Origin of the sequence: Microbacterium faecale (genome assembly GCF_014640975.1) — a bacterium.
Taxonomy (GTDB): domain Bacteria; phylum Actinomycetota; class Actinomycetes; order Actinomycetales; family Microbacteriaceae; genus Microbacterium; species Microbacterium faecale.
On record NZ_BMHO01000001.1, the window covers coordinates 906,936 to 927,695 of the forward strand.

At 65.8% G+C, this 20,760-nt stretch carries 21 protein-coding genes, 1 pseudogene and 1 riboswitch; of the genes and pseudogenes, 15 read left to right on the forward strand and 7 right to left on the reverse strand.

Features of this window, described 5'->3' with window-relative positions:
- Positions 1-4 precede the first annotated feature (4 nt).
- The 4 genes from IEW87_RS04095 to IEW87_RS04110 are packed head-to-tail and all read left to right on the forward strand — an operon-like array spanning position 5 to position 5,268.
- Positions 5-724: a TIGR02391 family protein gene (locus IEW87_RS04095; protein ID WP_229730929.1), complete on the forward strand. Its 720-nt coding sequence runs from the start codon at positions 5-7 to the stop codon at positions 722-724.
- Positions 721-3,798 carry a type I restriction endonuclease subunit R gene (locus IEW87_RS04100; RefSeq protein ID WP_188711019.1) on the forward strand — a complete coding sequence of 1,026 codons (3,078 nt, stop codon included), beginning with the start codon at positions 721-723 and terminating at the stop codon, positions 3,796-3,798. The genes IEW87_RS04095 and IEW87_RS04100 overlap by 4 nt, the downstream gene beginning before the upstream one ends.
- Positions 3,791-4,510 carry a M48 family metallopeptidase gene (locus IEW87_RS04105; protein WP_229730930.1) on the forward strand — a complete coding sequence of 240 codons (720 nt, stop codon included), beginning with the start codon at positions 3,791-3,793 and terminating at the stop codon, positions 4,508-4,510. The genes IEW87_RS04100 and IEW87_RS04105 overlap by 8 nt, the downstream gene beginning before the upstream one ends.
- A complete protein-coding gene (locus IEW87_RS04110) occupies positions 4,507-5,268 on the forward strand; it encodes a hypothetical protein (RefSeq protein ID WP_188711021.1) in 762 nt (253 codons plus the stop codon). The genes IEW87_RS04105 and IEW87_RS04110 overlap by 4 nt, the downstream gene beginning before the upstream one ends.
- 259 nt (positions 5,269-5,527) lie before the next feature.
- Here the strand turns inward: IEW87_RS04110 and IEW87_RS04115 are convergent.
- Positions 5,528-6,124, reverse strand: a pseudogene (locus IEW87_RS04115) (IS1634 family transposase); the annotation flags it as partial.
- A gap of 70 nt (positions 6,125-6,194) precedes the next feature.
- On the opposite strand from IEW87_RS04115, the gene istA reads away from it, so the two are divergent.
- The 3 genes from istA to IEW87_RS04130 all read left to right on the forward strand — a co-directional run bounded on the left by istA (position 6,195) and on the right by IEW87_RS04130 (position 8,841).
- Complete coding sequence (istA, locus tag IEW87_RS04120) at positions 6,195-7,454, forward strand: IS21 family transposase (RefSeq protein WP_229730931.1); 1,260 nt, start codon at positions 6,195-6,197, stop codon at positions 7,452-7,454.
- Positions 7,454-8,239, forward strand: a complete 786-nt coding sequence (gene istB / locus IEW87_RS04125; RefSeq protein ID WP_188711023.1) for an IS21-like element helper ATPase IstB — start codon at positions 7,454-7,456, stop codon at positions 8,237-8,239. The genes istA and istB overlap by 1 nt, the downstream gene beginning before the upstream one ends.
- A 374-nt stretch (positions 8,240-8,613) precedes the next feature.
- A complete protein-coding gene (locus tag IEW87_RS04130; RefSeq protein ID WP_188711024.1) occupies positions 8,614-8,841 on the forward strand; it encodes a BRCT domain-containing protein in 228 nt (75 codons plus the stop codon).
- Between the two features lie 42 nt (positions 8,842-8,883).
- Here the strand turns inward: IEW87_RS04130 and IEW87_RS04135 are convergent, their stop codons facing one another.
- A complete protein-coding gene (locus IEW87_RS04135) occupies positions 8,884-9,396 on the reverse strand; it encodes a hypothetical protein (RefSeq protein ID WP_229730932.1) in 513 nt (170 codons plus the stop codon).
- Positions 9,397-9,434: 38 nt separating this feature from the next.
- Positions 9,435-9,549, reverse strand: a riboswitch (SAM riboswitch).
- Between the two features lie 178 nt (positions 9,550-9,727).
- Positions 9,728-11,155, reverse strand: a complete 1,428-nt coding sequence (locus IEW87_RS04140) for an aminomethyl transferase family protein (RefSeq protein ID WP_188711025.1) — start codon at positions 11,153-11,155, stop codon at positions 9,728-9,730.
- A gap of 118 nt (positions 11,156-11,273) precedes the next feature.
- On the opposite strand from IEW87_RS04140, the gene IEW87_RS04145 reads away from it, so the two are divergent.
- A complete protein-coding gene (locus tag IEW87_RS04145) occupies positions 11,274-11,684 on the forward strand; it encodes an acyl-CoA thioesterase (protein WP_188711026.1) in 411 nt (136 codons plus the stop codon).
- A gap of 4 nt (positions 11,685-11,688) precedes the next feature.
- Here the strand turns inward: IEW87_RS04145 and IEW87_RS04150 are convergent, their stop codons facing one another.
- A complete protein-coding gene (locus tag IEW87_RS04150; RefSeq protein ID WP_188711027.1) occupies positions 11,689-12,138 on the reverse strand; it encodes a winged helix-turn-helix transcriptional regulator in 450 nt (149 codons plus the stop codon).
- Positions 12,139-12,310: 172 nt separating this feature from the next.
- Here IEW87_RS04150 and IEW87_RS04155 point away from each other — a divergent pair, with 172 nt between their 5' ends.
- The 3 genes from IEW87_RS04155 to IEW87_RS04165 all read left to right on the forward strand — a co-directional run bounded on the left by IEW87_RS04155 (position 12,311) and on the right by IEW87_RS04165 (position 15,133).
- Positions 12,311-13,723, forward strand: a complete 1,413-nt coding sequence (locus IEW87_RS04155) for a phenylacetate--CoA ligase family protein (RefSeq protein ID WP_188711028.1) — start codon at positions 12,311-12,313, stop codon at positions 13,721-13,723.
- A 76-nt stretch (positions 13,724-13,799) separates the two neighbouring features.
- Entirely contained in the window at positions 13,800-14,735 is a 936-nt protein-coding gene (locus tag IEW87_RS04160; protein WP_188711029.1) for a lactate/malate family dehydrogenase, read from the forward strand.
- A gap of 65 nt (positions 14,736-14,800) precedes the next feature.
- Positions 14,801-15,133: a thiamine pyrophosphate-binding protein gene (locus tag IEW87_RS04165; protein WP_229730933.1), complete on the forward strand. Its 333-nt coding sequence runs from the start codon at positions 14,801-14,803 to the stop codon at positions 15,131-15,133.
- Here the strand turns inward: IEW87_RS04165 and IEW87_RS04170 are convergent.
- Positions 15,021-15,536: a hypothetical protein gene (locus IEW87_RS04170; protein WP_188711030.1), complete on the reverse strand. Its 516-nt coding sequence runs from the start codon at positions 15,534-15,536 to the stop codon at positions 15,021-15,023. The genes IEW87_RS04165 and IEW87_RS04170 overlap by 113 nt on opposite strands.
- A 164-nt stretch (positions 15,537-15,700) precedes the next feature.
- On the opposite strand from IEW87_RS04170, the gene IEW87_RS04175 reads away from it, so the two are divergent.
- The 4 genes from IEW87_RS04175 to IEW87_RS04190 all read left to right on the forward strand — a co-directional run bounded on the left by IEW87_RS04175 (position 15,701) and on the right by IEW87_RS04190 (position 19,092).
- Positions 15,701-16,255 (forward strand): isochorismatase family protein, encoded by a 555-nt coding sequence (locus IEW87_RS04175; protein ID WP_188711031.1) that lies wholly within the window; start codon positions 15,701-15,703, stop codon positions 16,253-16,255.
- 180 nt (positions 16,256-16,435) lie between these two features.
- Entirely contained in the window at positions 16,436-17,479 is a 1,044-nt protein-coding gene (locus tag IEW87_RS04180; protein WP_188711032.1) for an LLM class flavin-dependent oxidoreductase, read from the forward strand.
- Positions 17,480-17,555: 76 nt separating this feature from the next.
- Positions 17,556-18,296, forward strand: coding sequence for an NUDIX hydrolase (locus IEW87_RS04185; RefSeq protein ID WP_188711033.1), 741 nt, complete (start codon positions 17,556-17,558; stop codon positions 18,294-18,296).
- Between the two features lie 43 nt (positions 18,297-18,339).
- A complete protein-coding gene (locus tag IEW87_RS04190; protein ID WP_188711034.1) occupies positions 18,340-19,092 on the forward strand; it encodes an MBL fold metallo-hydrolase in 753 nt (250 codons plus the stop codon).
- 168 nt (positions 19,093-19,260) lie between these two features.
- Here IEW87_RS04190 and IEW87_RS04195 read toward each other — a convergent pair whose 3' ends face one another.
- Complete coding sequence (locus IEW87_RS04195; RefSeq protein WP_188711035.1) at positions 19,261-19,731, reverse strand: acyl-CoA thioesterase; 471 nt, start codon at positions 19,729-19,731, stop codon at positions 19,261-19,263.
- 50 nt (positions 19,732-19,781) lie between these two features.
- Positions 19,782-20,666: a MurR/RpiR family transcriptional regulator gene (locus tag IEW87_RS04200; RefSeq protein ID WP_188711036.1), complete on the reverse strand. Its 885-nt coding sequence runs from the start codon at positions 20,664-20,666 to the stop codon at positions 19,782-19,784.
- Between the last annotated feature and the right edge of the window lie 94 nt (positions 20,667-20,760).

The window sequence follows — 20,760 nt, forward strand, 5'->3', positions numbered from 1 at the left end:
TGGGATGAACCTCGAATGGGCAGTACACGAACTCGACTCGTTCATTCACCTGGCTGAGCGGATCCCGCATCCGAGCGCGAACGTGATTGGGACTGTGTATCGCGGGTCAGGAAGCGACCTGGCGGCGCAGGCGCAGATCGTCGAGCAGATTCTCGATCGAGCGACCCCGGGATGGAGAGAAGCGTTACCAGAGAAAGGGCGTCAGTGGGCTGGCTTGCGGGAGGCGGCAAGCAGAGGCCGCGCTCAACTTCAACGTGAGGACGAGCTGCGGCAGAACTTGGGCGACGACGCCCCTGGGATCTCCGCTGCCAACCTGCACCCGTGGATCTGGAGCGGCGCGCGCTCGCTGTGGCAGTCGGGCCACTACGTTCAGGCAGTGCGCGATGCTGCTACCAAGTTAAACGCGGAGACCCAGAACAAGGTCGGCCGCCGCGATGTCAGCGAGACGAAGTTGTTCCAAGAGTCGTTCTCGACCGATCCTGCTAAGCCGGGCAAGCCCCGACTTCGTCGGACGAGTCCGGAAGACAGCGACACCTACCGTTCAGTACAGCGTGGCGCGATGGCGTTCGCGGAAGGTGTCTTCGCGGGGATCCGGAATCCGCTCAGCCACGACGTGGATCAGGAGATGTCTGAGCAAGTGGCCCTTGAACACCTGGCTGCGTTGAGCGTGCTCGCGCGGTGGGTGGGTGAATCAACTGTGGAGCACGCAGGAGAACCGTCATGAGCACCGTAGGTCAGATCGAACGTAAGACGCAGAGTCGCGTCGTCAAGCTGTTCAGGGAGCGGCTCGATTACGAGTACCTCGGTGACTGGCACGACGGCAACCGCACCAGTGGCATCGAGGACGATCTGCTGATCCAGAACCTCCAGGCGCGCGGGTACGACGCGACGCTCATCAGTCGGGCGCTCGATCGCCTGCACAAAGCGGCGGCGGTTGGCGCCGGGCGCAATCTCTACGAGGCCAATCGCGACGTGTATGAGCTGCTCCGTTACGGTGTGAAGGTCAAGGCAGCCGTCGGTGAACAGTCCGAGACCGTACATCTCATCAACTGGGCGGATCCCAACGCCAACCACTTCGCTATCGCCGAAGAGGTCACGGTGCTCGGTCAGCACACGAAGCGTCCCGACGTTGTGCTCTACGTCAACGGTCTGGCACTCGGCATCATCGAACTCAAGCGCTCGAAGGTCTCGGTCAGCGAGGGCATTCGCCAGAACATCGGCAACCAGAGCAAGGACTTCATCCGGCCGTTCTTCGCCCCGACGCAGTTCCTCTTCGCCGGCAACGACGCCGAGGGGCTTCGCTACGGCGTGATCGACACCCCAGAGAAGTACTGGCTCGAGTGGAAGGAAGTCTCCGACGTCCAGTCCCCGCTCGATCGTGCGCTGCTGCAGATGTGCTCGAAGGGCCGCTTCCTCGAGCTGATCCATGACTTCATCGTCTTCGACAAGGGCGTCAAGAAGGGCCCGCGGCACAACCAGTACTTCGGCATCAAGGCCGCGCAGGCGCGTATCGCCAAGCGCGAGGGCGGCATCATCTGGCACACCCAGGGATCCGGCAAGAGCCTCACGATGGTGTGGCTCGCCAAGTGGATCCGCGAGAACCAGCCGGATGCGCGCGTACTCCTCATCACCGACCGCACCGAGCTCGACGACCAGATCGAGAAGGTCTTCAACGGCGTCAGCGAGTCGCTCTATCGCACCAAGAGTGGCGCCGACCTGATCGCGACACTCAACAAGTCCGAGCAGTGGCTGATCGGTTCGCTCGTCCACAAGTTCCGCGGCAACGACGATGAAGCTACGGCGGACACGGACGACTACATCGAACAGCTCAGCGCTTCCCTGCCCGCTGACTTCAAGGCCAAGGGCAACATCTTCGTCTTCGTCGACGAGGCCCATCGCACGCAGTCGGGCAAGATGCACGACGCGATGAAGAAGCTCCTGCCCGAGGCGATGTTCATCGGCTTTACGGGCACGCCGTTGCTAAAGCAGGACAAGGCTACGAGCATCGAGACGTTCGGCTCGTTCATTCACACCTACAAGTTCAACGAGGCTGTCGACGATGGTGTCGTGCTGGATCTGCGCTACGAGGCGCGTGACATCGACCAGGAGATGACGTCGCCGCAGCACGTCGACAAGTGGTTCGAGGCGAAGACCAAGGGCATGACCGACCTCAGTCGCGCTGAGCTGAAGAAGCGCTGGGGCACCATGCAGAAGGTCGTCTCGAGCAAGTCGCGCGCATCGCAGATCGTGGCGGACATCCTGTTCGATATGGACACTCGCCCGAGGCTCATGGATGGTCGCGGAAACGCGATGCTCGTCGGCTCGAGCATCAGCCAGGCTTGCACCTTCTACGACCTCTTCGTGGCTGCCGGGTTCAAGGGCAAGTGCGCCATCGTCACGAGCTACGAACCGAGTGTCAGCGAGATCTCGAAGGAGGACTCCGGCGCTGGGTTCACCGAGAAGATGGCGCGATACAACACCTACCGGCGCATGCTCGCAGACTACTTCGACGCGTCCGAAGACGAAGCGATGGGTCGCGTTGAGGAGTTCGAGGCTGCCGTCAAGAAGCAGTTCATCGACGAGCCCGGCCAGATGCGCCTGCTCATCGTGGTGGACAAGCTCCTGACCGGTTTCGACGCTCCGAGCGCCACCTACCTGTACATCGACAAGAAGATGCAGGACCACGGCCTCTTCCAGGCGATCTGCCGCGTCAACCGCCTCGACGGCGACGACAAGGACTACGGCTACATCGTCGACTATCGCGACCTCTTCAAGTCGCTCGAGAAGGCCATCGATGACTACACGGCCGGTGCCTTCGAGGGGTACGACAAGCAGGACATCGAAGGTCTCCTCTCCGACCGCATCGACAAGGCCCGCGAGGACCTCGAGGACGCCCTTGAACGGATCCGAGCCCTCTGCGAACCAGTGCTACCGCCGAAGGGCACCGATCAGTACCGTGCGTACTTCGTTGCTCGCGAGGCCGGGAATGCGCAGGAGATCAAGGACAACGAGCCCAAGCGCGTCGAGCTCTATAAGGCCGTGTCCGGAGTCACACGGGCGTTTGCGAACATCGCCAACGACATGAGCGCGGCCGGCTACAGCCCTGCCGACGTCGAGAAGATCAAGGCGGAGATCGCGCACTACAGCGATGTGCGGGCAGAGGTGAAGCTCGCCGCTGGCGAGGACGTCGACTTCAAGGCCTACGAGGCGGACATGCGCTTCCTGCTGGATACGTACATCAAAGCCAGCGCATCGGAGGTCGTCTCGAACTTTGAGGACGACGGGCTCATCGACCTGATCGTCAAGCTGGGCGCAGGCGCGATCGACAGGCTGCCACCGGGCATCAAGAAGAACAAGGAGGCGGTGGCCGAAACCATCGTCAACAACACCCGCAAGCTCATCATCGACGAGCACGGGACGAACCCGAAGTTCTTCGATCGTATGAGTGAGCTTCTCGACGCTGTGCTTGAAGAGCGGCGCCAGCAGGCACTTGCGTACGAGGAGTACCTCGCGAAGATCCTCGACATCGCGCAGCGCTCGGGCGAAGGCCATGCAGATCGCTCGTACCCGGGATGGGCGACGAACGGGGGGCAACGGGCGCTGGTCGATTTCTTCTGGCCCGACAGTGAGACTGCACTTCAGATTGACTACGCCGTGCGCAACGTTAAGCAGCATGGGTGGAAGGGAAACGGCCTCAAGCGCAAGCAGGTATTGCGAGCCATTCGACGGCACGTACCTGAGGGCGATCGTGCGGAAGAGGTCCTCGACCTGCTTCAAAGGCGCGATGAGTATGCCTGACAACTACCTCACAGTGGGCGGCATCGACGTCGACGTTGTGTTCAAGGACATCAAGCACTTGCACATCGGCGTCTATCCACCTCTCGGGCGAGTGCGGGTGGCAGCACCATCGCGCTTCGACGATGACACCATCCGACTCGCGGTGGTGCAACGGCTCTCGTGGATCCGTCGGCGGCGCAAGGAGCTGGCCGGAGCCGCACGCCAGTCGATGCGCGAGATGGTGACAGGAGAGAGTCATTATGTGTGGGGGGCGCGCAAGCGCCTCAAGGTCGTTGAGCGCGCCGGACGTTCCCACATTGAGCTCGATGGCGAGCGCCTCGTTCTCTACACGTCAACCAACTCCACGTCTGAGCAGCGGCGGGCGGTTCTTGATCGTTGGTACAGGGAGCAGCTACGCAACGTGCTGCCGGGCCTGATCTCACGATGGGAGTCCGAGCTCGGTGTCATGGTGCCGAAGTGGACGGTTCGCAAGATGAAGACCAAGTGGGGCTCCTGCAACCGCGAGACGCACAACGTCTGGTTCAATGTGGAACTGGCGAAGAAGGATCCAGTGTGCTTGGAGTACATCGTTGTCCATGAACTTATGCACTACTTCGAGCGTAATCATGGTGGCACATTCACGACCTTGATGGATCGATACCTGCCGGATTGGCGGGTCCGACGCGATGAACTGAACGGAGCGCCGTTAGCTGAGGAAGCGTGGGAAGGGTGAGCACCGCCGTGTCGGATAGTGGCTCTTCTCGCGGTTTCGGGTGGGAGAAGCACGTTGGTTTGCTCGCCGCGGGTGCAACAACGACTCTTATATGCCTGAAGATTCTCGCCGTCGCCGGGTGGGACAGTATTACGGCATTTGGTATTCTTGCCTCGGGTGGCACTGTCAACGTTTTGACGGGAACGCTACTCGCGGTTTTGCCGATGCTTTATGGCGCTGTGGCGGTCTTCCTCCTGCCGAGGGTCGAGCGGAAGCTGCGGCGTCGTACACCTGTTGAGCGATCAGCCGCGCGGATGCTGGAGACCTTGCCGACGGTCTTGCTTGTCTTCATTGTGCCTGTGGCTATGCTCATTGCGCTGTTCGTTGTCGTCCTGTTCATAATCTTCATGCTTATACTTCAACGAATGCGGGCAGGTCGAAATGCGGCTCGTAAGCGTCATGCAGACGGAAGTGAGGTTCCGACACGTTTCGAGACGCTCAGTGCATCACTTGGTTGCTTAGTAGTCCTCTTGTTTGGTTCGTTACACACACCCTGGGTTCCTCCGGAAGTGTCTGAAGGGCCGGATGGAGAGAAGGTGGTGTATGTATTGAATAGAGATGCAAATGAGGCGACTGTTCTCGTGGGCGAAGGTCGGGCATTGGCGCGCATAAATATTGATGCGCTGAAGGGTGTGTACTGTACGAATTACGGTGGGTGGTGGAATGAGACCCTGCTCCAGGTATTCAATGAGGATAGATATCCCGTGTGTCCCGACTAGGTGGGTCGCGCTATGCGAACAAGCGCCCCCGATACTTTCTTCGTGGCCGTCTCGCGAGCATGCTGGACGGTGACAGCCTGCCGGGCTCGGCATGACTACTGCCCCCTGTCCTCGATGATCTGGGGGGTGTTGTCACCGAGCCCGGTCGGCGGTGCGCGATCGCTGATAGGGGCTGGACCCGAACCCCTGGTTCGAGGCCGTTCGTAACGTGGATGCCGAGGCTCACCGCCATGGTCTGGCTGTCCCGACTTTTATCAGGCTAGTGCCCTGCGGCGGCTCGCTGTTTGATGGCTTCGATGACCGCGGCGACGTCATCGGTGAGGGTGTCGGCGGCTGCGATTTCGTGTCCGTCGACGTTGATGATGATTTCGCGGTAGCGGCGTAGCGTCTTGACGAACTTCCGGATGGACAAGCCGGTGGTGTCCTCGACCCTACGCGAGACGGCGAGGGCGGCGATCACGACCTGGAGGTGCGCGTCGATCGAGTCACGGACCCTGGCGTAGATTGGTCGGGCGCGGAGGTCGCTCTTCGACATGCGGAAGCTCTTCTCGACCTCGAAGAGCCGGTGGTAGGCGTCGATGACGAACTCCGCGGGCTCGTCGGTGAGGTTCGTCACGTATCCCTTGATGCCCGCGAGTGCGCGTGCTTTCGCTTCGAGGTCGCGGTTGACGGTCTTGTCGCCGCCGGTGAGTTTCACGAACCGGTTCCGCTTCACCGAGACCCGGCCGGCGACAGCGTTCTCTGCTTTCTCGACCTGCTGGGCGATGCCGCGCAGGGTGCGGCGGGCGTTGTCGGCCTTGTAACGGTAATAGAACACGTGATCGCGCCTGTGGTCGGTGGGGCCAGCGGGCCAGGGTGTCGACGCCGGGTGAATACTGACCCCGTAGCGTCGGATGAATCTTGACCCCCTCCGACACTCTTGGAGGGTGATTTCAGTGGAAGACTGGGCGGAGATCCGCCGACTGCACAAGGCCGAGGGCATGCCGATCAAGGCCATCGCCCGCACGCTCGGCGTCGCGAGGAACACGGTCCGCGCAGCGCTCGCGTCCGACGAGCCGCCGACGTATCGACGCGCTAGGAAGGGGTCTCTTGTCGACGCGGTCGAGCCCGAGGTCCGCAAGCTGCTCGCGGTGGACGTGAAGATGCCCGCGACGGTGATCGCGGAGCGCATCGGCTGGGAGCACTCGATCACGATCTTGAAAGACCGGATCCGGCAGATCCGCCCGGAGTACGCCGGCCTCGATCCGGCGGACCGGATCGTTTACCAGCCCGGGCAGTCCGCGCAGATGGACTTGTGGTTCCCGGAGCTGCGGATCCCGGTCGGGTTCGGGCAGGCGGCGATGCTGCCGGTGCTGGTGATGACGCTGACGTTCTCGAGGTTCCTCCAGGCGGTGATGTTGCCGTCGCGTCAGGCGGGAGACCTGCTGGCGGGGATGTGGCAGCTGATCAGCGGTGTCGGGGCGGTGTCGAAGACGCTCGTCTGGGATCGCGAGGCCGCGATCGGCGGGAAAGGGAAAGTCACCCAGGCGGCGTCGGCGTTCGCGGGGACGCTCGCGACGAGGATCGTGCTCGCCCCTCCGCGGGATCCGGAATTCAAGGGCATGGTCGAGCGGAACAACGGGTTCCTGGAGACGTCGTTCCTGCCGGGGCGTCAGTTCGCCTCGCCTGCGGACTTCAACGATCAGCTGCATGGCTGGCTGCCGCGCGCGAACGCCCGCACGGTCCGCTCTCTCGGCGGGCGTCCTGTTGATGCCCTCGACCGGGATGTCGCGGCGATGACCGCGTTGCCGCCGCATCCGCCAGCGACGGGCCTGGTCACGCGGGTCCGGCTGGGGAGGGACTATTACGTCCGTGTCGATGGGAACGATTACTCCGTCGACCCGCGGGTGATCGGCCGGCTCGTCGATGTCACCGCGACGCTGACGCGCGTGATCGTCGTCTGCGACGGCGTCACGGTCGCCGATCATGCGCGGTGTTGGGCGTCGGGCGCGGTCGTGACCGACCCGTCGCACGTGATGATCGCGAAGGGGCTGCGGGCCCAGTACACCGGCGCCAAACGCGACCGCGATCGGCAGCGGCGGGAGATGTTGCGGGCGCCGGAGCATCGGGTGATGTTCCGCGACACGGCCGACTACGACGCCCTGTTCGGCATCGATTTCAACCCGACCACCGGGGAAGTGTCGTGATGGGCTCCGTGACGGAGACCGCGTCGACGATCGGCTACCTGGTCAGAGCGTTGAAGACCCCCACGATCGGGCGCGTCTGGGAGCCTCTGGCGGCGACCGCGCGCGAGGAGGGATGGTCGCACGAGGACTACCTCGCCGCGGTGTTGCAGCGCCAGGTCGCCGACCGGGAAGCGAACGGCACGGCGTTGCGGATCAGCGGGGCGCACTTCCCGCAGGTCAAGACCCTCGAGGACTTCAATCTCGATCACCAGCCGTCCCTGCGCCGCGATGTTCTCGCGCATCTGGCGACGACGTCCTGGATCGCGAAGGCCGAGAACGTCGTCTTGCTCGGTCCTCCCGGGGTCGGGAAGACGCATCTCGGGATCGGGCTGGGCATCAAGGCCTGTCACGCGGGCTTTCCGACCGCATTCGATACCGCCACCGGTTGGGCATCGCGCCTGCAGACCGCGCATCGCGAGGGGCGGTTGGAGAAGGAGCTCAAGCGGCTCCGGCGCTACCGGCTGCTGATCATGGACGAGGTCGGCTACCTCCCGTTCGACGCGGACACGGCGAACCTGTTCTTCCAGCTGATCGCGGCGCGCTACGAACAGGGATCGATCCTGGTCACCAGCAACATGCCGTTCGGGCGCTGGGGCGAAATCTTCGCTGACGACGTCGTCGCGGGCGCGATGATCGACCGGCTCGTCCACCACGCCGAGGTCCTCACCCTTGGCGGGGACTCCTACCGGACCCGCTCGCGCCGCGAGCTGCTCAAGACACCGCCCGCCCAGGGCGGCGAACAGTAACGATCAACAACCCCGAGAGGGGTCAACTTTCAGACGTCGATAGGGGGTCAGAATTCAGCCGACGTTGACACGAGCACTCGCGCCTCGACGCGATCGCCGACATCGTCGAAGTCGGTGAACGTCGCCGCCGTCGCCTCCACGCTGCCTATCTCGCGGCGGCGGTCGACGAAGCGGCCGCCGATGGCCAGGTCACGCAGTCGGAGTGTCGCGAACTCGAGCAGATCGCGGCCGTGCTCGACCTCGAGGTGCCATCCCTTCCTTCGTCAGCCGAGACGTCGGATCCGATCTCTGTGCCCTCAGTCGCGAGGTCGTCGGCCGCGGTCGATGCGCCCGAAACCGGGGCAACGTTCGTACTCTCGCCTGGGGCGCGCGTGGTGTTTACCGGTGCCCTGAGCCGCGAGCGCGCGGAATGGGCGCAGACGATCGCGGAAGCCGGATTCACGACCGGCAGCGTGACGAAGAACTGTGCGGTGCTCGTCGCAGCGGATCCCGCAACGCAGTCGGGCAAGGCGAAGACGGCGGCGAAGCACGGGATTCCGATCGTGACTGAGGCGGAATTCGTGCGGGTGTTTGAAGCGTACGTCGCGGGGATCGCTGCGTAACGCGCTGCCGACGTGCCGCTCGGCGACGCGCCGGCAGCCGTGTCAGTCGCCGACCACCCTCGTCGGCTGACCGCGCGTCACAAGCGTTCCCATCGCCCGCGGCTTCCCGCCCGTGAGGATGTGCTCGACCGCCCTGCTGGGTGACTCACCCGCTTGCACTCTCTCGAGCCAGGGCTTCCACGCCGCCGGAGTGAAGCGGAAATCCCCCGCTCTCTTCTCGTCCGGCCACAGCTCGAACAGGCGCGCGTGCCGGTGCACGTCGAGTTCGTTGCGGAATCGCCCCGTCACGAGCGTCGCGAGCAGGTAGTAGTCGGCCGGCGTGAACCCGGCGGCGTGGAGCGCGCGGGCCGCATCCTTCCAGATCTGCGGCGCACGCGTGCCGCCATTCATCACACCGGGGGCGATGTAGTTCATGATGACGGCGCCCGGGAACCACGGCATGTAATCGACCATGTAGCGCGACCACAGCGGCCGGTCGGCTTCGGGGACGTCGCCCCAGCCGTCAGCGGGATCGAGATTGTCATCGGCGCCGGAATCGACATAGATCAGGGACATCGGAGAACTCCGTTCCGGGTGCCCGCACGCGGCGAACTCCCATCGACTTGCCCGCCGCGGTCGCGACGAGCCGGTTCTTCCCCTGGGGCACCCCGCTCGATGGAGAGGGTTGCCGTGCAGCCGGCCAGGTACCGACAGCTGCAACTCGTGAACCTGGTTCGAGAGTAGCCCACGATCACTGACAAACGAAGGGATTGCCACCGCATCAACCCGCACGGCGTGATCGGTGCGTTCGTAGCGCGCGCAGCGAGAGCCCGCGTCCCTTGGCGTGTGCGGTGGCTGCCGTCAGCCGCGAGCTACTAACGGCTCGCCGTCTGATCCCATCCGCCCGTCACCCCGTGACGGTCAGCTCCGCGTTCGACCGCGCACGATACTCCCGGGCCACGTCGCCGATCGGCGTCGGCGCAACGGTCACGCGGATCCGCACCTGCTCGTGCGGCTCGACCCGCCCGCCGCTGCGGCTGCCGCCGCCGTCCTCGCCCCAGATGAGCGTGAGCTCGGTGCCGGGCTCCGCCAGCCGCTCGTCGATCGATCCGAGCGACATCATCGCGCGTTCGTTGTAGCTGTACGCCGGATACGTGCCGAAGCCGACCAGCTCGCCGGCGTCGTCCAGCACCTTGTCGTAGTGCAGCCGCCCGGTCGCCGAGACGGGCAGGTCGATGTGCAGCGCGGAGGGGCCGTCGCCGACGAGGCGCTGGAAGACCTGCGTGAAGTCATCCGGGTGCCACAGCAGCGTGACCTTCTTGCGGTGCGGCTGATCCGCCATCTTCTCCAGCGCCTCGCGACCCACGAAGTCATGGTCGAACTTGATGATGTGGCCGTAGTTCAGATCCCACGGGGTCGCGTAGTAGTCCTCGGGGTTGTCCGAGAAGAAGCTGCCGCCGAGCGACATGCGCGCCGAGGCGCTGCGATCCGACAACCATGCGCGGTAGTCCGCGAGTGCGGGGCTCGTGTACACCGCCGAGAACGGCACCGCCCACCAGCCCGACTCCATCACCGTGCTGAAGTAGGCGAGGGAACCGATCTGCCGCAGCCCGTGCTTCTTGCCCGCCTGCACGAGCGCGGTCTTGACCTGGTTGCGGGTGTCCCAGGATCCGGACAGCTCGAGCCCCGGCACGCCGCCCATGCTGTGACGCATGGCGCGCACCTCGTGGCCGTCGACCGAGATCGTCGCCGACCGGAAGAACTTGATCTCCGGCAGCGGGCCGCCGTTCAGTTCCTCGAGCAGCTCGTACGCGTTCGGGCCCTCCACCTGATAGCGCCACACCAGCCGGCGCTTGTCCTTATTGAGCGCCCACACCGGATCCAGCTCGGCTTCGACCTCGAAGTCGCCCGTCTCCGCGTGGTACTGCACCCAGTCGGTCGACGCCGGGTTGCCGACGAGCAGCAGGTCTTCCTCGTCCAAGTAGTAGAGGATCGCGTCGCCGATGACGTAGCCCTCGGGGGAGCACGCGATGAACTGCTTCGCCGCCCCGGGCCGGAACGTCGCGAACGAGTTGATGCCGAGGTGCGAGAACAACGCGAGGGCGTCCTTGCCCCGTACCCGCAGGTTGTGCATGTGGTAGCTCTGGTCGTGCAGCGCGATGCCGTTGCGCCACGACAGCTGCTCGTCACGCCACGTCGTGAACTCCGCGCGCACGGCGTCGACGGGCATCATCACGCCGAAGATGTTCAGCGCCGTCTTCGGCGCGCTGCGGTAGAAGCGAGCGACGATGCTCTCTTCCTGCTCCATCAACGACTGCAGGCTGTTGTCCGTCATGAGGATCTCCTCCACGGGGTAGATTCTAATTTAGAACTGACTATAGCCTGGCGAGAGAGCACGCGGAAGTGCAGGTTCGGATCCGTGCTCGCCGCTGAGGCAGGAGAAGGGGAACGCCATGTTGTCGAACACGCTGTCGCGCCGAGTGGAGTGGGGAGACTGCGACCCGGCCGGGATCGTCTTCAATCCGCAGTTCTTCCGGTGGTTCGATCACGGCACGACGATGCTCTACGAGGCCGCCGGTTGGCCGAAGCCGCAACTCCTCGAGCGATTCGGCGCGGCCGGATGTCCCGTCGTCGACACGCGTGCCTCATTCCGCGCTCCGTGCCGCTTCGGCGACGATGTGCAGATCACGAGCGAGATCGCCGAGATCGGCACCCGCAGCTTCAGCATCCGCCACACGCTCACGAAGGGCGACGAGGTCTGCGTCGAGGGCTACGAGACGCGGGTCTGGACGGCCGAGAAGCCCGACGGCGGGCTGGGCTCGGCGCCGCTTCCCGACGAGCTCGTCGAGCGCTTCCGCGGCTGATCGGTCAGGCGTCGCCGTCGATCACGTATCGCATGTCGCGCGCGTGGACGGGCCCGCCGCAGTGGTCGCACGTGAGCTGCGGCGTCGAGACGTGCCCGCACGTGACGTGGTGCAGGGAGATGTCGCGCGCATCGTCGCCGAGCCACTTCTCGCCCCACTGCTTCATCACGAGGAAGACGGGGTAGAGCTCGAGGCCCGCTTCCGTGAGCAGGTATTCGTAGCGGTCGGGGCGCTGCTGGTAGCGGCGTCGTTCGAGGATCCCCGCCTCGACGAGATGCTTGAGCGTGCGCGACAGCACGGATCGCGAGATGTCCAGCACGCGCTGGAAGTCGTCGAATCGGCGCACCCGGAAGAACGCCTCGCGCAGCACGAGCGACGACGCCCCGTACCGCAGCAGCTCCTCGGTGCGCTGCACCGACGTGGTGCCGTGGTTGCGCGCCCGCTCGTCCGTCACGTTCGCGGATCCTTTCGTTTGCTCCCGTCGGAAACCTGACGGTGGTGCATGCCGGGTGTCCGTTCTAGTATGAAACTTACTACGGTGAGGGCAGTCGGATCCGGTGCCGACGCGTATGCGCGGCGAGCGGGAAGTCGGTCACCACCTTACTGATCACGTCGAGGAGGACATGATGGCGAGTGCGTTCGCGGCAGAGACGACGCGGGACACGTGGAAGGCCGTGCTCGAGAAGTATCACGAGGATCGCGAATCGCCGATCAGCGCCGACTACTGGTCGGCGAAGGACACGTGGTCGCGGGATCGCGTGCGCGAGGTGCAGGACGAGAAGATCGCCGCCGTCGCACCCTTCCTCTACGAGAACAGCGCCTTCTATCGCGCCCGGTTCGACCGGCTCGGCGTCGCGCCCACCGACGTGCACTCGGTGGAGTCGATGATCGCGAACTGGCCCGTCGTCACCAAGCAGGAGATGATGGCCGACGTCACCGAGCACCCGCCCTACGGCACGTACTCGACCTGTGGTGACGACGAGTGGAACGACCGCGGCTGGATGCTGTTCTCCTCCTCCGGCACAACCGGTGTGCCCCGCGCCTTCCGCTACACGCACTTCGACCGCAAGCACTGGGAGCAGGCCAACGCCCGCGCCCTCCACTCCGGCGGACTCCGCACGGGCGATGCCGCGCTGCCCATGGTCGGCTTCGGGCCGCACGTGTTCGCGTGGGGCGTGCAGTATGCGCTGGCGAAGATGAGGCTTCCGGTCATCCCCGGCGGCGGCATGGACGGCAAGGCGCGCGCCGGCCTGGTCGAGCGCTTCGCGCCGCGCGTGCTGGTCTGCACGCCCTCGTACGCGTTGTACCTCGGACGCGTCATGCAGGAGATGGGCAGGGATCCGGCCGACACCGCCGTGCAGTGGCTCGTCACCGGCGGGGAGCCGTTCTCGGGGGTGCGCGGCACGCTCGAACGGATCCAGGACCTCTGGGGCGCGAAGGCCGTCGAGTTCTACGGCTGCACCGAGGCGTCCCCGCACTGCGGCGGATACTCGTGCCCTGAGTATCAGGAGGGCGACACCCCCTTCATCCACCTGATGGAAGACATCCAGGTGTGGGAGACCGTCGACCCCGACACCCTCATCACCTCGCCCGACGGTGTCAAGGGCGTCTCGGTGTGCACGAATCTCGCCTCCGAGAGCTCGCCGCAGCTGCGCTTCCTCGTCGGCGACTACACGACGCTGTCGACGGATCCGTGTGCCTGCGGCCGCAGCCACGTGCGCGCCATGGGGTGCATGACCGGTCGCTCGGACGACCTGCTCAACCTGCGGGGGATCAAGTTCTTTCCCGTGCAGATCGAGGAGGCCGTGCGCGCCGTGGCCGGGACCGGTGACGAGTTCCAGATCCGCTTGTCGACCAAGTCAGACGGACTCGACGTGATGACCGTTATCGTCGAGCACACCGACTCCCGCGTCGCCGAGATGGTGACCGCCGAGATCCGCTCGCGCTGCGAGGTGCGCGCCACCGTCGAGGTTGTCGCCCCCGACTCGCTCCCGAAGAACGAGATGAAGGCCAAGCGCGTCTTCGACGAGCGCGGGTGAGGGGTGTGGCCGGGCCGATGGTGGCGCGAGCCATCCGTCGCCGCAACTCTGCGCGAAGCGAGAAAGAGAAGGTGTCATGACCTCAGCAACAATCATCGGCGCGGCCGGAGGAATCGGCCAGACGGTCGCCGCGGAGTTCGTCGCGCGCGACCTGTTCGATGAACTCCACCTGGTCGATCTGCGCACGAATCTGCTCGAAGCCGACCGCATCGACCTCAGCGAAGCGAGCGTCGCTGCGGGCCACCAGCCTCCGCACATCACCGTCGAGGATCCGCATTCGGCACTGCATGCGCTCGGGTCATCCGACTTCGTGGTGTGCGCGGCGACGCTCGGAGAGAAGCCCGGTCAGTCACGGAGCAGCTTTGCGCAGGTGAACTGGGAACTGCTGATATCGCTGGTCCCGCTCATCTCACAAGTCGCCGGAGAGCACGGCACCGTTTTGCTCGTCACCAATCCCGTTGACGCGATGGCTGAACGATTGGCCCGTGAAGAGACGATCCCCCGCGATCGCATCATCGGGTATTCCGTGAACGACTCGACGCGCTTGCGAGTGGCGATCGCAGCCGAGGTCGGCGTTGAACCCGACCGCGTGCAGGCACACGCGCTCGGCGTGCACGGCGAGCAGCTCGTGCCGCTCTACAGCGGCGTGCGCATCGACGACGAGCCGGTCGAACTCGACGCCGGGCAACGGCAGCGCATCGACACATGGACGGAAGGGTGGTTCGCCCGCTGGCACGAACTGAAGAGCGGCCGTTCGTCGATCAGGTCGACGGCAGCCGGAGTCGCCTCCGTCGTCCGAGCGACCAGGAGCGGCGCTGAGTTGCCGCTATCGGTCTCAACGGACAGCGTCGACTTTCTTCCGAGTAGCGCCTTCATCGGGCTGCCGACATCGTTCGCGGGCGGATCTGCCGCCGTCAGCGACGCGTTCGAGTGCACGAGCGAGGAGAAGGCGGCACTCGTCGAAGCCGCGACCGCGGTGCGCGATCTTGCCGGACAACTCGGCCGTGGGTGACGTCTCGATGAGTCGCCGAGATCTTCGGCGTCGTCGGCAGCGGAAACTTCCGAACGACGAACGCGATGACGGCCGAGGGAGTGTCCTTCGTGGCTGCACGTCACGAGATGGGGGCCACGTGTATGGCCGATGCCTACGCGAGAGCCACCGGTCGTCTGGCGGTGGTGAGTGTTCATCAGGGCTGCGGACTCTCCAACGCGCTCACTGGCGTCGGGGAAGCCGCGAAGTCTCGCACCCGCCCGTGCTTGCCCATAGCTTCGCGGAACACGAGTGACGCTCTTCGAGTCACCCCGCCGGGCGGGTCAAGAGCTCGACCCGTCCGTCCGCGTGACGAACATAGTGACGCCCAAGCGCGCCGAATGAGATCTGTGTCACCCGGTGCGTCGTGCTGGAAGTGATCGGCGTGATGTCCGCCCCATTCGCGACGAGTTCCGGCAAGCCCCAGGGATGTTCGCCGGAGGACGACTCGACGAAGTGGCGGCCGTGAGCAAGCGCTGAGATCCGCAGTGTGCCGCTGCGGCGATTGCCACTGCAGCTCACCTCGACGTTCGACAGCGACGAGCCGAATCCGTTCGTGATCAGCACGCCCCATCGGTGCTTCCCGTCGTTCGCGCCGCTCGGCATCGCGACCCAGTGGGCGTCGATCTTGTCGCCGCGCTCTTCCACGCGCAGCGCCGCCTGCTCGGCCTTATCGCGCTTGCGCCAGACGAAGACGATGACGGCGCCGGCCGCGGCAATCGCCATGATCCAGTTGGGGATCGTTTCACTGACAACGTACGAGAGGCTCCAACCGTCGATCATGTCGAAATCCTCACACGGCGCGGCGCGGACGACAAACGCTGTGAAGCTTCGTTGCGGTCCGGTCGTCACGCGCACGATGACGACGAGTGAGGGGTATCGCGCTCGTCGGCGCGGGAAGATAGTCTCGTCGTCGGCACACCGCCTCTCGCGTCGAAGGAGACCGTTTGACCACGCTCGAGAATCGTCCGAACTCCGCGTTGCTCGTCGTCGATGTGCAGAACTGCGCGATCGGCGAGGCTCACGATCGCGATGCCGTCGTCGCGCGGATCGCGACGCTCGTCGACCGGGCGCGCGCCGCCGGATCCGACGTTATCTGGGTACAGGACGAAGACGAGGATCACCCGCGCGGCAGCGACGCGTGGCAGCTCGTTCCGGAGCTCACCCGCGACGAGGCCGAGCCTCTCGTGGCCAAGGAGTATGGCGATGCGTTCGAAGATACCGACCTCGAGCAGGTGCTCGCCGACCGCGGCGTGGGCCACCTGTTCGTCTCGGGCGCCCAGACCGACGAGTGCATCCGATCGACCCTGCACGGCGCCATCGCCCGCGGCTACGACGCCACGCTCGTCGCCGACGCGCACACCACCGAAGACGCCACGTCGTACGGCGCCCCGGCCCCGGAGCTCGTCATCGCCCACACGAATCTGTACTGGGCAGACCACACGGCGCCCGGCCGCGAGGGCGGCACGGTGATGAGCGCGGAGATCGACTTCGCGGCCTGAGGGGTCAGTGGCGCAAGGCCGACGATCCATGCCCTCTCACGGGATCCAACTCGGATCCGCGCGGTGGGCGGCTATGGCGAGCCGTTGGTGCCGAGACGCCTGATATCCGCGCAGCACCATGCCCCGGTGACCTGCGAAATGTATGATGATGAATACAAATCGGTTTGGTGAAGGGGCATCATGGAAATCGGCGCCTACAGCTTCGGTGACACGCAATTCGACGACAACGGCGAACAGGTCGACACCGCGGGAGCCATCCGCAACCTGCATGAAGCCATCGTCCACGCCGACACGGTCGGTCTCGACTACTTCGGCGTCGGCGAGCACCACACGATGAGTATGCCGGCGTCCTCGCCGGGTGCCGTCATCGCCGCCGCCGCGGGCGCCACGAAGCAGATCATTCTCGGCAGCGGCGCGAGCATCATCAGCACCGACGACCCGGTGCGGGTTTATCAGCAGTTCGCGATCGCCGATGCGGTGTCCGGGGGAGGACGCGTCGAGATCACTGCCGGCCGCGGATCCTCGGTCGAGACCTTCCCGCTGTTCGGCTACGACCTGGCCGAATACGACGAGTACTACGCCAACAAGCTCGACCTGCTGATGGCGCTGAACGACAGCCCGACCGCCGAGGTCACCTGGCGGGGTGAGCACCGCCCTGAGATCCCCGGACTGGCTGTCGTGCCGCGGCCGGTGAACGGTCGTCTGCCGATCTGGTTGGCGACCGGCGGCAACGCCGGATCCTCCGCCCGTGCCGGAAAGCTGGGCCTGCCGATCTCGTACGGCATCATCGGCGGCGCGCCCCACCGCTTCGCTCCGCTGGCCGAGCTGTATCGTCGTTCCGCCGCGACCGCTGGCCACACGAGAGACGACATCAAGATCTCCGTCGCCGCGCTGGGGCTGGTCGCCCCGACGAAGAAGGAAGCGCTCGACCGGATGTACCCAGGATGGCATGCACTCAACGTCGAGATGGGCCGCCTGCGCGGGTGGCCAGCCCCCGACAAGCAGGCCTTCCTCGCGCAGGCCGATGCCCCGGGTGCGTACTACGTCGGCGACCCCGACGAGGTCGCGGAGCGCATCGTCCACCTGCACGGATACATGGGCCACATGCGCCACTTCCTGCAGATGGACATCGGCGGCTTGCCGCAGGAGCACCTGATCGAATCGATCACCCTCCTCGCGACCGAGGTCACGCCGCGGGTGCAGCGCCTTCTCGCCGCGAAGTGACGCGGGGGAGGGTCTCTCGTCGCTAGCGTGGTGCGCATGGCGCGCACCCGCGACAGTCCGGGACGGAGGGTCTCAGATGACGAGTGATCCCACGACCGGCGGCGTGCGCCTGTCCGCGACGATCCTGATCGTGCGCGACGACCCCCTCGAGGTCCTCACCGTGCGGCGGCACGCCCACGCGACCTTCGCCTCGGCGATCGTGTTCCCCGGCGGTGTCGTCGACGAAGCCGATCGCAGCGAGGAATGGCTGCCGCTGGTCAGCGGCGCGGACGACCTCGGTCCGAACGAGCGCGCGATCCGTATCGCCGGCATCCGCGAGACCTACGAAGAGACGAGCCTGCTGCTGGCGCACCTGCCCGACGGCGGCCACGTCGCTCAACCCGCCGCGCCCCACCCGACGTTCCGCGAGACCGTGCGAGCGTCCGGCGGCACGCTCGCGCTCGACGACATCCGCCCGTTCGGGCACTGGATCACGCCCGAGGGCCCACCGAAAAGATTCGACACGCGCTTCCTGCTCGCCCGAGCGCCACGGAACCAGACCGCTGTCGCCGACGGCGTCGAGACCGTCGACATCGAATGGGCCCGCCCTTCCGCGCTCATCGAGCGGGCACAGGCGGGCGAACGCGCAATCATGCTCCCCACCTACGCGAACCTCCTCCGCCTCGCCGAGAGCGAGGACGCCGATGAAGCGTTCCGCAAGGCCGCCGGCATCACGCCGTATCCCGTGATCGCGTGGCAGGAGACGCTCCCCGACGGAACGCGGGTGCACGTCATCCCCGCCGAGGCGGCGTACGGGTTCACCGAGTTCCCGGCGTGACTCCCGTGCGGCACCTGCCCGCCATCCCGGATAGAGTCGCGCCATGACCACCCGCGTGAGTGAGCATGTCCGCGTCGTCCTCGCCCCGAACCCGGGCCCCATGTCGCTCGAGGGCACCAATACTTACCTGCTCGGCGCTGACGACCGGCTCGTCGTCGTGGATCCCGGCCCCGACATGCTCGAACACGTCGACGCCGTCGCGGGCGCCGGTCGCGTCGAACTCATCCTCATCACGCACCACCATGCCGACCACACCGAAGCCAGTGCGGCGCTGCATGCCCGGACGGGTGCTCCGGTGCGCGCCGCCGATGCCGCCTTCTGCCACGGTGGCGAACCGCTGGTCGACGGCGAGATCGTCGAGGCGGGAGGGGCGGCTATCCGCGTGCTCGCGACGCCCGGTCACACCGCCGACTCGGTGAGCTTCGTCGTGGACGGCGAAGACGTCGTGCTCACGGGTGACACGGTCCTCGGTCGCGGCACAACGGTTCTCATCCACGGTGACGGGTCGCTCGCCGACTATCTCGATTCGCTCGACCGGCTCTCGGCTCTCGGATCCGTCAGGGGCCTCCCCGGGCACGGCTCCGTGCTGCCGGACCTCGCGGCCACGTGCGCCGGACTGCGCGCACATCGCCTCGAGCGGCTCGAACAGGTCCGTGCAGCGGCCGCGAAGCTCGGTTCGAGCGCGTCGGTCGCCTCCGTCACGGACGCGGTCTACGGCCACACGGATCCCGCCGTGCGTTTCGCCGCCGAGGAGTCCGTCGCGACGCAGCTCGAGTACCTTCGCGTGCACGGCTGACGCTGTCTCGGCGCGCTCGGGTAGTGCGCCGGGACCCGCTCGTGATCGGCCGCGCTCGTCACCGGTCGCGCTCGCTCGGCCGCGCTCGATTCGGCCCGGCCGCGTTCGATTCGGCCCGGCCGCGTTCGATTCGGCCCGGCCGCGCTCGATTCGGCCCGGCCGCGTTCGTCACCGGCGGTGCGCGATCGGATCCTCGAGGTACGGTGTCCACGCCTCGCGCATGTGATCCGGCATCCGCGTCGGGCGCCCCGTCTTGGTGTCGACGAGCACGACGAGCGTCGTCGCGCGGGCGTAGCTGACCCGATCCGCGTCGGTTTTCGGGCTCATGACCTCGTAACAGATCTCGACGCTGGATCCGCCAATCCGCCCGATCCAGAGCTGGATGTCCAGCGGCTCCTTGGCATAGGGCGTCGGCAGCAGATACTCGATCTCCTGCCGCGCGATGAGCGTCATGATCTCGCCATCGGTCGCGACGGTGTCCTCGCCGAACACGGCCATCGGGCCGTCGTCGGCCTCACCCGTGCGCCAGAAGGCGCGCAGCCGCGCCTCCTCGAGCAGCTTCATCATGCTGACGTTGTTGACGTGGCCGAGGGCGTCCTGGTCGCCCCACCGGCGATGGATCGGAATGTGCAAGCGCATGCGTCCATGCTCGCGCGCGCGACCGCTTCACGCGAATCCTGCACCAGGCGTCAGTGGGACGCGTCGCCCATCAGTCGCTGGCGCAACGTCGACAGCAGGTCTGATGTGTAGAGCGCGCGGGGCTCGTCCAACGCAGCGACGCCGAGCAGGAGGACGTCCGTGACGATCAATGCCGTGAGGGCCTCCGCAGTCGAGCCCCCCGCAGACTGCGGGGCGATCAGTGCGACGTCGACGGTGCTGCTGAGGCGTTCGGCAAGGTCGCGCTCCGAGACGGCGATGCACGATGCGCCGACAGCTCGCGCGCGTTCGATGAGTACCTCGGCATCCCGAAGCATTCGCCCCGGAACGTATAGAACGACGACATCTGATGCCTGCAGACTGAGGAGGTCGTCGGCGAGGCGGAACCCCGTCGTGCCGACGTGTCGCGAGCGGTGTCCGAGGCGATTCAGCTTCAGGCTGAGGTGACGTGCCGCGAGCTCGGATCCGCCGACACCGTAACTGACCACCTCGGACGCCTTCGAGATCAGCGCGACGGCGGCCCCGAGCTGTGCCATGTCCTGGCTCAGCTCGGTCTCGTCGAGGCGTTCACGGGCGTCGGTGATGACACCGGTCAGCGCCGCGTTCAGATCGGGTCCGAGCTCCGCGATGCGGCGCTCGAGCCTGCTGCGAGGGTCGGACTCGCGGGTCAGCGCGGCACCCGCTTCGCGTTTGAGGCCAGGGAGCCCGCTGTATCCGAGGCGACGCGACATCCGGATCACGGAAGCGTCGCTGGTGCTGGAGAGCTGCGCCAGATCGGCAGCCGTCGAGAAGACGAGCTTTTCCGGCGGGCAACGAAGCAGGGCCTCGGCGATTCGCTGTTCTGTCGGCGACAGGTTCTGCCACATCGCCTCGACGCGTTCGCGTAAGGTCATGTCTTCGTGGAGACTCGTAGTCATCACTACACCTCTTGCTCAATGTTTGCGGGCGTGCCACACTGATCGTAGCGGTTGTCGTAGTGACTGCTACATTGCAAATCTGACAGGGTGGTAC

What these genes read in the sequence shown, in the direction of transcription:
- IEW87_RS04135 (WP_229730932.1), bottom strand. Translation starts at nt 9,396, where the DNA reads ATGTCCCTGATCTATGTCGATTCCGGCGCCGATGACAATCTCGATCCC.
- IEW87_RS04180 (WP_188711032.1), top strand. Translation starts at nt 16,436, where the DNA reads ATGGAAATCGGCGCCTACAGCTTCGGTGACACGCAATTCGACGACAAC.
- IEW87_RS04190 (WP_188711034.1), top strand. Translation starts at nt 18,340, where the DNA reads ATGACCACCCGCGTGAGTGAGCATGTCCGCGTCGTCCTCGCCCCGAAC.
- IEW87_RS04170 (WP_188711030.1), bottom strand. Translation starts at nt 15,536, where the DNA reads ATGATCGACGGTTGGAGCCTCTCGTACGTTGTCAGTGAAACGATCCCC.
- IEW87_RS04145 (WP_188711026.1), top strand. Translation starts at nt 11,274, where the DNA reads ATGTTGTCGAACACGCTGTCGCGCCGAGTGGAGTGGGGAGACTGCGAC.
- IEW87_RS04155 (WP_188711028.1), top strand. Translation starts at nt 12,311, where the DNA reads ATGGCGAGTGCGTTCGCGGCAGAGACGACGCGGGACACGTGGAAGGCC.
- IEW87_RS04100 (WP_188711019.1), top strand. Translation starts at nt 721, where the DNA reads ATGAGCACCGTAGGTCAGATCGAACGTAAGACGCAGAGTCGCGTCGTC.
- IEW87_RS04195 (WP_188711035.1), bottom strand. Translation starts at nt 19,731, where the DNA reads ATGCGCTTGCACATTCCGATCCATCGCCGGTGGGGCGACCAGGACGCC.
- IEW87_RS04105 (WP_229730930.1), top strand. Translation starts at nt 3,791, where the DNA reads ATGCCTGACAACTACCTCACAGTGGGCGGCATCGACGTCGACGTTGTG.
- IEW87_RS04095 (WP_229730929.1), top strand. Translation starts at nt 5, where the DNA reads ATGAACCTCGAATGGGCAGTACACGAACTCGACTCGTTCATTCACCTG.
- IEW87_RS04165 (WP_229730933.1), top strand. Translation starts at nt 14,801, where the DNA reads ATGACGGCCGAGGGAGTGTCCTTCGTGGCTGCACGTCACGAGATGGGG.
- IEW87_RS04140 (WP_188711025.1), bottom strand. Translation starts at nt 11,155, where the DNA reads ATGACGGACAACAGCCTGCAGTCGTTGATGGAGCAGGAAGAGAGCATC.
- IEW87_RS04160 (WP_188711029.1), top strand. Translation starts at nt 13,800, where the DNA reads ATGACCTCAGCAACAATCATCGGCGCGGCCGGAGGAATCGGCCAGACG.
- istB (WP_188711023.1), top strand. Translation starts at nt 7,454, where the DNA reads ATGGGCTCCGTGACGGAGACCGCGTCGACGATCGGCTACCTGGTCAGA.
- IEW87_RS04185 (WP_188711033.1), top strand. Translation starts at nt 17,556, where the DNA reads ATGACGAGTGATCCCACGACCGGCGGCGTGCGCCTGTCCGCGACGATC.
- IEW87_RS04200 (WP_188711036.1), bottom strand. Translation starts at nt 20,666, where the DNA reads ATGACTACGAGTCTCCACGAAGACATGACCTTACGCGAACGCGTCGAG.